This window comes from Nostoc sp., assembly GCF_036919615.1.
GTDB lineage: Bacteria > Cyanobacteriota > Cyanobacteriia > Cyanobacteriales > Nostocaceae > Nostoc.
Genome location: NZ_JBALCN010000030.1, coordinates 62,408 through 74,449, shown reverse-complemented (window position 1 = coordinate 74,449; position 12,042 = coordinate 62,408). Strand labels below are relative to the sequence as shown.

The window sequence follows — 12,042 nt, the reverse complement described above, 5'->3', positions numbered from 1 at the left end:
ACCAACTTACATTTGAGCAGGTAATTTCTGTCTCTTCTTATAACTTTATCCTGGAAGCTCTATTCTATGCAGCTTCACATTGAATTGGTATAACAAAGCTAGTAGTAGTTAGCACTACGACTGTTGCCAGAAGTTTATAGTTCATAATTTGAGTTTTCTAGGGATGAAAGCCTACCCTATGTTAGTTCCCAGGCTGCTGCCCAGGAACTAGAATAACCTTGCTAAGATTAAGCGTTAGCAAACATTGTAAGCATTACTAATAGAACAACTAATGCACTGATCCAAAGGGCTAACGATCCCCAACTAACTGAATCTTTTTGTACTCTTTGCCAGAAATTGGCGACTAAATTATTCCGAATTGCCATTTTATAACCTCCAATTTTTATGAAACTTGTACTGACTCAATGCATTAAGCCTGCATTGAGTAAAAAAAGTTCATCTTTGGGGGTATTAGCCTTGATTTGCTAATTCCCAGAGACTAACCAACAGAGATTTAAATCAATCTATGCAGTGATGTCTACGACGTGTTACGCCTACGCCAATGCATATGTCTCAACGCATTACTGATCTAAAAAACAAACAAAAATTTACAAAAAAGATATTTGTTAATGCTTAACTTTATTTTCCCATACGTAAGTATTTACACTCCCAAATTTGATAATTTTGAGAGAATTCTTAATGTTGTGTTAACCACGGATAAAAATTAGTGTTTTTCAAATCACAAACTACGTAAATAGTGACTCTGTTTCACTTTCACTCGTAATTTCTCTAGACTTGAAAATAGACACAATTAACAGTGAAATAGTAGATAAATAATGGTGCAACAAATAAGACATAATGAACCGCAATATATCTGTATTATTCCAGTTGAGAGAATTACAGCTAACCAAGACGAAGAAATCATCGCCTTTGGTGTATCTGCCGACGAGGCAAAAAAACAAGGTGAGGAATTATTAGCATCTACCTATGGTTGTAATCAATCGCAAGTTTTGGAATTGATGCAGCAAGCACGAATTGAACCAATAGCTCAGTGGTGTGCCCCTAAAGAGCGCTAAAACTAGTTATGACGATCTTGGCAAATCGTTCCAAATAGAAGCTTGCAGGATTTTCCACAGCCCGAATTGACTGGCGATCGCGCAGAGTATTCCACCATTTTTGCAAGCGAGGGGTTTCTGTTGGTAAGGTGAAATTGCGGAAGTGTTCCAAGAGGGGCAAGCGTTCAAACCAGGGATAGAAGCTGATATCCACTAAACTCAGCTGATCTCCTAACCAGTAAGGGCGATCACCAGACAGTTTACCTAGTCCTTCTTGCTCAATGTACAACAGAGATTCCAAAAACTCTCTTTGTCCCTGTTCCTGTTCTTGAGCATCTTTACCACGCAGGAATTTGTTAAAGGCAGGTACAAACCGAGTGTTGGCATAGTCGATCTAGATCCGAGCAGATCGCTTTAACACCTGGATCGCGGGGCAATAGAGGTAGTTCTGGAAAGACTTCATACAAGATATTCGTTGATGATGGCAGACTCATAAATTTCGATATCCCCATGTTTGATGGCAGGGACTTTGCCGTAGCGCGAAATCTGGGTGTAGCCATCTGGTTTGTTTTGTAAGTCAATTTTAGTGGCGCTAAAGTCAATTCCCTTTTTCACTAAAACCACACGGGTTCTTTGGGAGAAGGTGGAGGCTTTGGCAAAGTAAAGTTGTACGGTACTCATAAAATACTTTCCTTGTAAATATTGCCTAGACGTGTTAGCCCCAAAGGCGTTTCCGTTACTCCCGGCTTGCTCTAGACATCGCCTAGTTTGGACGCAAGAGCGCCATCACATACTATTAAATATACTACTGTTTATCTGTATTTTTACCGTATAATGTCTCAGGAGTATTTGATAGTCTTTGCAAAAATATAAGTCTTAACAATTGAAGACAGCTTGGCAAAAGTCACAAAAGCCAAGTATCGATATTCTTGGTAACCACTGCTAAAGTTGATACAGCACACAACTATGATGTTATAAGTGCAAAATTTAAATCTGTAGAAACTGCAATCAAAATTAGGTCAGTAAATCAGGATTTTCAAGTCAATATTATGGAGCCAATTCAGCCACAACAGCGCCGCGCCGCTGATCAAGTGTTTCAACAATCCCTCGATCAGTTGGAGAATATCTTACAAGAAAGTTCAACTGAGGAAGAAGAAATCCCCCAACTGCATACTAGTACTGTCACTGAAGTCGAACTCGAGCAAGACTTGACAAATATTGATTTAGCTGCTCTTGAGGACGCAGTTGCTGATATTGAACAATATCTCGAAGAAAAAACAAAAACCAAATAAAAGTTATGAGTTATGAGTTCTAAATTTTAACTCCTAACTCCTGTACAGACGCGATTAATCGCGTTTGTACTCCTAACTCATTTGGCGTCGAGCTTCGTACAACATTAAAGCGGCTGCGATCGCCACATTCAAAGATTCCACCCCAGGACTCAAAGGAATTTTGACTTGCTTGTCAGCGATCGCTGCTAAATCTGCCGACAATCCAGCAGCTTCATTCCCCAGTAAAATCAGACTGGGTTTTCGCCAGTCTACCTCCCAATAAGTTAAAGTCGCACTGGGTAGAGTTGCCACTACCTGCATTCCTGCCTGCTGACTTTGTTGCACCGTCGCTTTTAAATCTTCTGTTACCGCCGTTGCTAGGCGAAACCATTGCCCTGCTGAAGCACGGAGAACTTTAGGGCTGTCTAAATCTACACTATCTCCACTAACCCATAACCCAGATGCTCCAGCGGCAGCAGCAGTCCGGATCATCGTACCCAGGTTCCCCGGATCTTGCACCGTTTCTAAAGCTAGCACTAAACCAGTAAATGGAAATGGTAGTTGAGTTTGGCGTACACCTCCGGTGGGCGAAGCGCCAACGATTCGTTTTGCCGTTGCCACCACACCATCCGGTTGGACTGTAGTAGCGATCGCATCCAAGATTTCTCTACTGACAATTTCGGCGCGATCGCATCGGCTACAAGCTTCCTCCCACAGCGAAGGGTGGGCTGCTTGCCATTCTGGGGTACAACACACTGTTTCTAGTGGGTAATTCACCGCACAAGCTTCCTCTAAAAGGTGTGTCCCTTCCAGCAAAAATAACTGCTGCTTGTGCCGTTCCTTTGTGGAGTGGAGTTTGCGGATTTGCTTGACTAGGGAATTTTGTAAACTGGTCAACATCAAAAAGTTAGGGGTTAGGAATTAGGAGTTAGCAGTTAATTTAGTTTTCTTTCAACTCTTAACTCTTCACTTCTAACTCTTAACTTAAATAATATGCGGAACCCGGGACTTGAACCCGGAAGCCTTGCGGCACTAGAACCTGAATCTAGCGCGTCTGCCATTCCGCCAGTTCCGCTGGCAACTGTCTTTAGAGACAATTTCTTATTATTGCGTAATTTTTTTCTTTTGTCAAGTAGAAAATATCACGTTTGTTAAAAGTCTCAAACTGGAAACGAGCTTTTCAGAGGATGAGTCAAATTAAAATATCAACTCGACAATATAGCATTGATTTTTAGAGAACACTTAAGTTATTTTACTGAGTATTTAATTTTGCATAAAACTACTAATTATTTGTTCTTTTTTGTGAAATTTTTAAAAAGGTCAAAAAGCCTGCTATTGCTTCTTTTTAGCCCATATTTATCATCTAAAAAACAATTTTTCTCTGCTAGATGTTGCCTTAAAACGTGGACAAATTGAATCTTTACTGTAGAATCAAAACCAACTTCAAGCAGATAAAATACGTATTACTTTTGGAGGTAGGCTTATTAATCCTTCTACCAGCTTACCAGATGCCAAATTTGCTCCAAAAGCAGACTCCTCAGTCTTGCAAATTTGGGGTGGGCATCCTTTGCGAGGTCATGTGAAAATTAGTGGGGCAAAAAATTCAGCACTGGTAATCATGGCTGGAGCCTTACTGTGTCCGGGCGATTGTCGCATCCGCAATGTCCCCTTATTAGCGGACGTAGAGCGGATGGGTCAGGTATTATCGGCTTTGGGTATACGTTTAACCCGGCAAGGTGATATTTTAGACATCAACGCCAGCGAAATTAAAACATCAAAAGCTCCCTACGAACTAGTTACCCAATTAAGGGCGAGTTTTTTCGCCATTGGCGCCATCCTGGCAAGATTGGGAGTAGCACAGATGCCCTTACCAGGTGGTTGTGCTATTGGGGCAAGACCAGTTGACTTGCATGTCCGGGGATTGCAAGCAATGGGAGCCGAGGTACAAATTGAGCATGGCATTTGTAATGCCTACGTCCCTGGCAGCAGCCGGAGATTAAAAGGTGCGAAGATTTACTTAGATATCGCCAGCGTCGGAGCGACGGAAAACTTGATGATGGCGGCTACCCTGGCAGAGGGCGAAACGATCATCGAAAATGCTGCCAGAGAACCGGAAGTAGTTGATCTGGCTAACTTCTGTAACGCGATGGGAGCCAAGATAAAGGGGGCGGGGACTAGTAGAATTATTGTTGAAGGAGTCCCCAAGTTACATTCTGTTGACTACAGCATTATTCCCGATCGCATTGAGGCTGGGACATTTTTGTTGGCAGCAGCAATTACCCGCTCAGAACTCACCCTCTCGCCGGTGGCTCCAGAACATCTTGTACCAGTGATTGCCAAGCTGCGGGATATTGGGGTGACAATAATTGAGGAAAAGCCTGAATACTTACGCATCCTCCCAGCGGAAACCCTCAAGGCAACGGATATTGAAACTCAATACCATCCAGGTTTTCCCACAGATATGCAAGCGCCATTTATGGCTTTGCTAGCATTGGCAGAAGGCGACAGCGTGATTAACGAATCTGTCTTTGAAAATCGCTTACGTCATGCCTCAGAGTTGAATCGCTTGGGGGCAGACATTCGTGTCAAAGGCAACGCTGCTTTTGTCCGGGGAGTACCAAAATTGTCTGGCGCACCAGTATTAGGCACAGACTTACGAGCATCGGCAGCCCTAGTCATCGCCGGACTGGCGGCAGAAGGACAAACCACAATTCAGGGATTACAGCACCTTGATCGCGGCTATGATCGACTCGATGTGAAGTTGCAGCAATTGGGGGCTAAAATCCTGCGTGTGGGCGAAACATCAGCAGATGCAGAAATTGTTCCCGCCATCAGTAGCCTGTCAAGTTGAAATTGATCAGTTGAAACTGAGGCGGAAATAAGGAGAATCAGGGAGATAAGGTAAAATTTTCTCCCTCTGCTCCCCCTGCCCACCCTACTTAAATCGTTATACTAACTGTGGGAGGCTGTTTATCTAACCAGCCAGATTCCATAGTTGTGTTTTTTTATAGCTTGCTGCACTATGTCCTTCTTCAAAACCCCGCTGATTGGTTTAAAAGCTGACTCATTTCGTCATCCATTAGACCTGGAAGCTACCAAAACGCTCAAGCAAATACCAGGCATAGATATGTTGGTGCGAAATTGGCTCGGCCCAATGGCAGAACAGGTTTTCTATGTGGAAAATATTGCCTCCAGTGTTCTGGTGGGTGAACAGCAACTGCCCGATTTATATAAGCTATTGTTAGACGCTTGTACAATCCTGGATATAGAGCCTCCCCAGTTGTACGTCCGGCAACATCCGGCTCCCAACGCTTATACTTTTGCTGTGCGGGGTAAGCAGCCCTTTGTTGTGCTACATACATCCCTGATTGATATCCTCACACCAGAGGAAATACAAGCAGTAATTGCCCACGAATTGGGGCATCTCAAGTGTGACCATAGCGTTTATTTGACTCCTGTAAATTTATTAATATTAGCTGCGGCAATTGTGCCCAATGTCGGTACCTTCGTTGCTCAAGCGATACAGGCGCAGCTTTTAGAATGGGTTCGCTGTGCTGAGTTTACCTGCGATCGCGCCGCATTACTAGCAACCCAAGACCCCAAAGTTGTCATGTCAGTGTTAATGAAGCTGGCGGGTGGTTCCCCCACCTTAGCGCCACAACTGAATCTTGATGCCTTTGTTGCCCAAGCCCGCGCTTACGATGACATTAGCAAGACCGAACTAGGCGAAATGGTCAAAGCTGCCCGTACAGCCCAATTAACTCATCCAGTTCCAGTGTTGCGGGCGCGAGAAATTGACCGTTGGTCAAGCAGCACAGAATATCAAACTCTGTTGCAAAGTCACGGACTTAAGTCTACAAGTAATGAAGTTGCACCCAAAGGCGGATGGCGAAACTGGTAGAGCTACTAATGAAATTTGGTTATCCAAATTAGATGTGTTTTAGCTTACAATACTCCAAAGGATTCGCTAATGCGTTGGCGCAGCCCGTCGTAGACATCGCACTTCCTAAAGTACTTTAGGCAAGCTATGGGCAATCACACTGTGATGTAAAAGCCTTGTACAGCCTAAAAAAGCAGCTAATGGCCAGGTTTCCTTACGACCAGTTCGCCAAAGACTATCTTAAAGAATTGTTACAACCATTGGGACAAGTGGAAACAAGTCGAAAAGTTCCAGCCCAAATTCGAGAGATTGATGTTTATTTTGTACCTCCACCTCAATCCACAAAGAATACAATAGAATTAGGGCTGTTAGGAAAATTTGCGGCTGAACCTGCATTAGTTGAACCATTTAGAAATGCGGCTACAACTGCGGATATCCGCAGTTGCATGAATAAGTTGTTTAATATCTTTGCTGAAGTAAAACGTCAAGCTAAAGGTGATAAAAATCGGCTTGCAGAATCAGTACCACGTTTGTGGATTTTGTCACCCACAGCTTCTGAATCTATATTAGATGGTTTTAAAACTAACCTAGATGAAGAAGATTGGGGAATAGGAATACATTTTTTAGGCGATTATTTGAGAACAGCAATTGTGGTAATTCACCAATTACCGTGTACAGAAGAAACACTATGGTTAAGAATTTTAGGTAAGGGAAGAGTCCAGCAACAAGCGATAGATGAACTAGAAGCACTTCCCCAAAATAATCCCTTACGTTCCAAAGCAATTGATTTATTATTAAATTTAAAGATTACCTTAGAATTCAATCAAAATATAGACGAGGAGGATAGAGATTTAATTATGCGCCTATCACCTATTTACGAGCAAAAATTAGCAGAAGTTAAACAAGAAAGAATTCAAGAAGGAATTCAAGAAGGAATTCAAGCAGAACGTTGTAATGTTATAGAGAATTTGTTGCGAGTTCGCTTTGGTTCTTTAGATGCAGAACTAAGAGTAATTACTGAAGCTTTATTAGCATTATCTCCAGAGGAATTTACTCCTTTATTACTGCAACTATCTAGAGAAGAATTATTAAATAGGTTCCTTTAGAAGAACTTAATCGGAGATACTGGGTTCTCCACCTTTACAAAGAAATCAATGAAAACTTTAAGCTTGTTCAATCGGACAATCGGATTAAAAAACATCACATTGCTTAATCCACAGCAACTACCATGACAGCTATAACCAACAATGATCGCTTACAACCCATAAATATCTTTGAGTATGAAAAGCTAGCAAAAGAGCACATGTCTCAAATGACGCTTGATTACTATAACAGTGGTGCTTGGGATGAAATAACATTGCGGGATAATCATGCTGCCTTTGAGCGAGTCAAGCTGCGACCTCGGATATTAGTCGATGTTAGCGATCGCAATCTAACTACCTCCATTTTAGGACAACCCCTGCAACTACCTTTCCTAATTGCACCGATGGCTTTTCAATGTCTAGCTCATCCAGACGGAGAAGTAGCCACAGCTCTAGCTGCGGCATCAGCTGGTGTGGGTATGGTGTTAAGTACACTGGCAACAAAAAGCATTGAAGAAGTGGCGACTGCATGTGATAAATTTCCAGATTCTCTGCAATGGTTCCAGCTTTACATTCATAAAGATCGGGGATTAGCTCGTACTTTGGTAGAAAAAGCCTATAAAGCAGGCTACAAAGCACTTTGTCTGACTGTAGATGCACCTATTCTCGGACAGCGGGAGACAGATAGACGTAACGAGTTTGCCTTACCCCCAGACTTGCATCTGGCTAATCTCGCCACCATTTCAGGGCTAGATATATCTCAAGAAAAAGGCGAATCTGGGTTAGTTAGCTATTTTGCCCAACAGCTAAACCCAGCAGTAACTTGGCACGATTTGGAATGGTTGCAGTCTTTATCTCCACTACCTTTAGTTATCAAAGGAATTTTACGGGGAGATGATGCTGTTCGGGCTGTAGAATATGGAGCTAAAGCAATTGTTGTTTCCAATCATGGTGGCAGACAACTCGATGGTGCGATCGCTTCTTTAGATGCCCTAGCCGAAATAGTAGCAGCAGTGGATGGTAAAGTAGAAATACTGTTGGATGGAGGCATTCGTAGGGGTACAGATATTCTCAAAGCTCTGGCATTAGGAGCAAAAGCAGTACTGATCGGACGACCTATTTTATGGGGACTAGCAGTAGCAGGACAGGTCGGTGTATCTCATGTCATTTCACTGCTACAAGATGAGTTAAGTGTGGGAATGGCACTCAGCGGCTGCGCCAAACTAGAGGATATTGACCCTAGTTTATTGACCATGCCACGCCTTTAAACAGAGTTTTCTTAGAGCTATTATTCCAGCAAAACTTTGAGAATTAATTATTCAGACTTGTCACAAAATCATTTAATTAGAGTATACTAGTTAAGATTGGATATAAGGGCGGGTGGCGAAACTGGTAGACGCACCACACTCAAAATGTGGCGGCCTTGCGGTCATAGGAGTTCGATTCTCCTCCTGCCCACTACCAAACAAAGACTAAAGAGGTTAATAAAGTTATGCGCCTGAAAAGATGGGAATCACCCCGTAAAGAAGGCAGAAATGACAAAGGTAGAGGCGGTTCTGCGAGGAAGCGGCAACTCAAAAAGCAAAGACAGATGTTACGGCAAAGACTCAAGGAAAATAACAAACCAGACAATAACAAAAACAATAGAGCAGGGGAAGATAAGTTTATCTTCCCTTTCTTTTTTGGGCTTTTATTTTATAAAAAAATAAATTTTAGGGATTTTTCAATACATAGACTAGTACGCCACGGTGTAAATAGAGCAACCATTTAAAATCCCTAAAAAGCCCATTCCATAATACTTTTGACTTTTGACTTCCGCCTTGCGGTACAAGGACGTGTCATCAACTAAGCCAGATAACAGCAGCAAGATAAATTGCGCCGATAAAGTTTATTGTTCGCAAATTAATGGCGTGTGGTGATGTCTACGACGGGCTGCGCTTACACTCAATATTGTTTAAGTTGGGCAAAAAAATTCTCGCTTCTGTTGTCATGCTTTATACAGCAGATTGCAACTTCTCTTCTTAGGCTACGCCAAGGTGAGATATAGATCATCGTAGGGGCACAACATGTTGTGTCCCTACCCGTGTACTTCATTTACCTGCAATACGCTGTATAAGTCTTTGTCATATTCACGCTCTTTGAGTACAGTTACGTTTAGGCAAAATCACCGCTGTTTTACCCTGTTGTTCTCGTTGCAGATAGCACTCCTCCCAATTACTCAACTTGCGCTCGGCGATCAATTCCTTCATTAAATTGACACCTATTTGATGACACGCTCTAGAACAATTTAAACATCTTCTCATAATGAAACGAGATTCAAATTGGGTAATGAGGCCATTGTCTCTGGCACGCTCCACAAACGCAAGAATAAAGATAGAAATTGAAAAGATTTTTTGTTGTCGATGAAACTTACATCAGAAGCTTGGGAATAATAAATCATGCTTGAGAAATATTTGCAATCAATCTCAGCAGATTAGGTGTGTTTTTTCATCGGCGATTAAAGGAGCAAGTTGTTAATGAAAGTAAGTTCATCAGCTCTTAAGCTAGGTTGTGCAGTTGTTAGCACTAGCTGTTTAGCAGCAGTGATGATCGGTTTTAATGGAGCAAGTGCTTCCGCCGCTCAATTCATCACAATTGAAAGCACTGGCACATTATCAGGAACAATCGAACTTCCCAGAAATAATCCCAATTTCAATAACAGTACTACTCGTATTGATACGGATGACACTGGAACTTATTATCGGAACTTAGGTACTAATAATAATCCTAATTATGTTCCTATATACCAGTCAAACTATTTGAAGGTAAAAACACGCTCTGATGGAAGTCTGCATTACTTTGTTGACTTTAAAGGTATTCCAATTGTCTCGTTTGATGGTGTTCTCACATCGCCGGTTCTCTCTGGTGGTCAATTGACACCCTATAAATACCAGGGACAATTGTCAGGAACAACATTTCAAGGAGTAGTTCAGGATGAATTTAATCTCACCAAAGCCTTCTACACTGGTACTGTCACCGACCCAGACACCGGAAAACATTATCAGGGCACTTTTGAAGTGAGTGGATATGGGGAGCGATATAGCGATCGCAATGGTAGTTTAACTCCCACAGTCTTTGATTTCCAGTCCGATATCCCAGGTTTGCCAAGTGTAACATCCTTGACCATAACTAACGCTACCTTGGCGAATTTAAGAATCAAAGTACCTATCAATGAAACTTCTATTCCAGAACCAACAAGCATTCTCGGAACTCTGATGGTAGCTGGTTTTGGTCTCATTTTGAAAAGAAGAAAAAACATCTGTCCTAAGAAGATGTTTTAAAAGTATTAGGCGACTAGAAGTCGCTACTACACAAGCTCTTGTCCACCTCCGTGGACTAATACAAAATTAAGGATTTTGCTAACCTGCAAAGGCAGGTAAAGTCTCGTGTAGCCGAGCTAGTGCAGTCTTTTTAGTTTCCACGGAGGAGCAACTGACATCTGACTTATCGCTGCTCAGGTGAGTAATAAATGAGACTTTATAAACAGTTAAAGACAAGCCGAACTGGCAAAAATCCGGCTGAGTTTAATCAATCGTCTATACGCAGTAGCTTGCGGTAAAACGGTTGTGAAAAATCGGTCACACGATGACGTTTATAGTTATCCATAAGTTCAACTAAAAAATTAATAAACTCGAAACTAGCCATCATCAGTTCGTAACTCAGGTCAGCGTTGCCATCAAATTGGATTCGGCAACGGGTTAAGTCTGAGGGTAAAGTAGCAACATTCCAGGAGGCGACAAAGGGGACATGTTCACTGGCTTCTATCTTCCGGTGTCCCTCCAAGACCCCTTTTTGATAAAGACTGATGGCATAGGGTAAGAAATTGCGCCTAGCGCCCTGAACGTAGGGTAAATAAACACTGGCTTGTTGTTGAGTGGCAGGCTGGAGTTGCTCAATAGACATTGTTAAATATTCCTCAAGTTAGTTGGCAACTGGGGATATTAGTGGCTATTAGTAGTATTCCCAAAAGATGTGTCTAAAGCACATAGGGGGGAGTGGGGAGAAATCAATTCAAAATTCGTCTTGGAAAGTTCTGAACGGAGGTTTCCTCTATTCAGAACTTTCCGCAGAATTGTTCGCGCAGCGTCTTGTAGAGAAGAAAAAGACTGGAGGCGATATAGATTTAGCTTTCCGTAGGGTGCGAGATGCTACGGTGTACACACAAGTCCTAAAAACCTAGTTCGATAAGGTTTTCCTCGTTCCTGTACGGAGTATAGAAATGCATTCATTGAGACTCTGACTCAATGTCTGACTGAAGGCAGCAGCCCCTAATCAGCTATTCCCATGCTCTGCATAGAAACGAGAGAACAATGGTCAATCGAGCTTTTTTCGACTTGTGTGTACACCGTAGGGTGGGAGATGGGGGAGACAAGGAGAATAACCATGCTCCATGTCCAATGCCCAATAAATGAAGTTACTGCTAAGAAATATTAAAATTTCGGTTACAATGATGCTGCATTAACTGTTACCGCAATTGGGGAATATAACATTAAAAATCCCGACTGTAAAGTGGTGGATGGCATTATTGCTGTTTCTACCAACAACAAGCTGCTGCTACCTTGCTATTACTTTGCCCAAACTGGAGTTCTCATTGGAGAAAGTCCGACTTTACAAGCTTCCTGCCCAAGTGGCTATCAAAGGAATCAAGCCTCTGTCTAAGAGTAGCAAACGTGGTTAATGCAAGATAATTACGCAGAGTGGCGGTGACAACAAAGGTAGTCCCAGCGGCTTTTGGC

General features: G+C 42.3%; 11 protein-coding genes, 2 tRNA genes and 1 pseudogene. 10 read left to right on the top strand and 4 right to left on the bottom strand.

What is annotated here, in order from left to right:
- Positions 1 to 815: 815 nt before the first annotated feature.
- Positions 816 to 1,055, top strand: a complete 240-nt coding sequence (locus V7K48_RS10105; RefSeq protein ID WP_335071976.1) for a hypothetical protein — start codon at positions 816 to 818, stop codon at positions 1,053 to 1,055.
- Here V7K48_RS10105 and V7K48_RS10100 read toward each other — a convergent pair.
- A pseudogene (locus tag V7K48_RS10100) lies at positions 1,042 to 1,715 on the bottom strand (glutathione S-transferase family protein). The gene V7K48_RS10105 and the pseudogene V7K48_RS10100 sit on opposite strands and share 14 nt — an antisense overlap.
- 248 nt (positions 1,716 to 1,963) lie before the next feature.
- Between V7K48_RS10100 and V7K48_RS10095 the strand changes: the two are divergent.
- Positions 1,964 to 2,326, top strand: a complete 363-nt coding sequence (locus tag V7K48_RS10095) for a hypothetical protein (protein WP_335071974.1) — start codon at positions 1,964 to 1,966, stop codon at positions 2,324 to 2,326.
- Between the two features lie 72 nt (positions 2,327 to 2,398).
- Here the strand turns inward: V7K48_RS10095 and V7K48_RS10090 are convergent, their stop codons facing one another.
- Positions 2,399 to 3,205, bottom strand: coding sequence for a TrmH family RNA methyltransferase (locus tag V7K48_RS10090; RefSeq protein WP_335071984.1), 807 nt, complete (start codon positions 3,203 to 3,205; stop codon positions 2,399 to 2,401).
- Between the two features lie 94 nt (positions 3,206 to 3,299).
- Positions 3,300 to 3,380: transfer RNA gene (locus tag V7K48_RS10085), tRNA-Leu, on the bottom strand.
- A 408-nt stretch (positions 3,381 to 3,788) separates the two neighbouring features.
- Between V7K48_RS10085 and murA the strand changes: the two genes are divergently transcribed.
- The 7 genes from murA (at position 3,789) to V7K48_RS10050 (ending at position 10,587) form a co-directional block, all read left to right on the top strand.
- The gene (murA, locus tag V7K48_RS10080) at positions 3,789 to 5,156 is read left to right on the top strand and encodes a UDP-N-acetylglucosamine 1-carboxyvinyltransferase (protein WP_335071982.1); all 1,368 of its coding nucleotides are present in this window, start codon (positions 3,789 to 3,791) and stop codon (positions 5,154 to 5,156) included.
- A gap of 171 nt (positions 5,157 to 5,327) precedes the next feature.
- Positions 5,328 to 6,206: a M48 family metallopeptidase gene (locus tag V7K48_RS10075; protein ID WP_335071972.1), complete on the top strand. Its 879-nt coding sequence runs from the start codon at positions 5,328 to 5,330 to the stop codon at positions 6,204 to 6,206.
- Positions 6,207 to 6,385: 179 nt separating this feature from the next.
- On the top strand, positions 6,386 to 7,291 hold the full coding sequence (locus V7K48_RS10070; protein ID WP_335071970.1) for a hypothetical protein: 906 nt from the start codon (positions 6,386 to 6,388) through the stop codon (positions 7,289 to 7,291).
- Between the two features lie 122 nt (positions 7,292 to 7,413).
- Complete coding sequence (locus tag V7K48_RS10065; RefSeq protein WP_335071968.1) at positions 7,414 to 8,535, top strand: alpha-hydroxy acid oxidase; 1,122 nt, start codon at positions 7,414 to 7,416, stop codon at positions 8,533 to 8,535.
- A 106-nt stretch (positions 8,536 to 8,641) separates the two neighbouring features.
- Positions 8,642 to 8,725 (top strand) — tRNA-Leu (locus V7K48_RS10060).
- A 34-nt stretch (positions 8,726 to 8,759) separates the two neighbouring features.
- Positions 8,760 to 9,038, top strand: coding sequence for a hypothetical protein (locus tag V7K48_RS10055; RefSeq protein ID WP_335071966.1), 279 nt, complete (start codon positions 8,760 to 8,762; stop codon positions 9,036 to 9,038).
- Between the two features lie 745 nt (positions 9,039 to 9,783).
- On the top strand, positions 9,784 to 10,587 hold the full coding sequence (locus V7K48_RS10050) for a PEP-CTERM sorting domain-containing protein (protein ID WP_335071964.1): 804 nt from the start codon (positions 9,784 to 9,786) through the stop codon (positions 10,585 to 10,587).
- A 247-nt stretch (positions 10,588 to 10,834) separates the two neighbouring features.
- Here V7K48_RS10050 and ebsA read toward each other — a convergent pair whose 3' ends face one another.
- Complete coding sequence (gene ebsA / locus V7K48_RS10045) at positions 10,835 to 11,209, bottom strand: type IV pilus biogenesis protein EbsA (protein ID WP_334973897.1); 375 nt, start codon at positions 11,207 to 11,209, stop codon at positions 10,835 to 10,837.
- 606 nt (positions 11,210 to 11,815) lie between these two features.
- Here ebsA and V7K48_RS10040 point away from each other — a divergent pair.
- Positions 11,816 to 11,965: a hypothetical protein gene (locus tag V7K48_RS10040; protein WP_335071962.1), complete on the top strand. Its 150-nt coding sequence runs from the start codon at positions 11,816 to 11,818 to the stop codon at positions 11,963 to 11,965.
- The last annotated feature ends 77 nt before the right edge of the window (positions 11,966 to 12,042 follow it).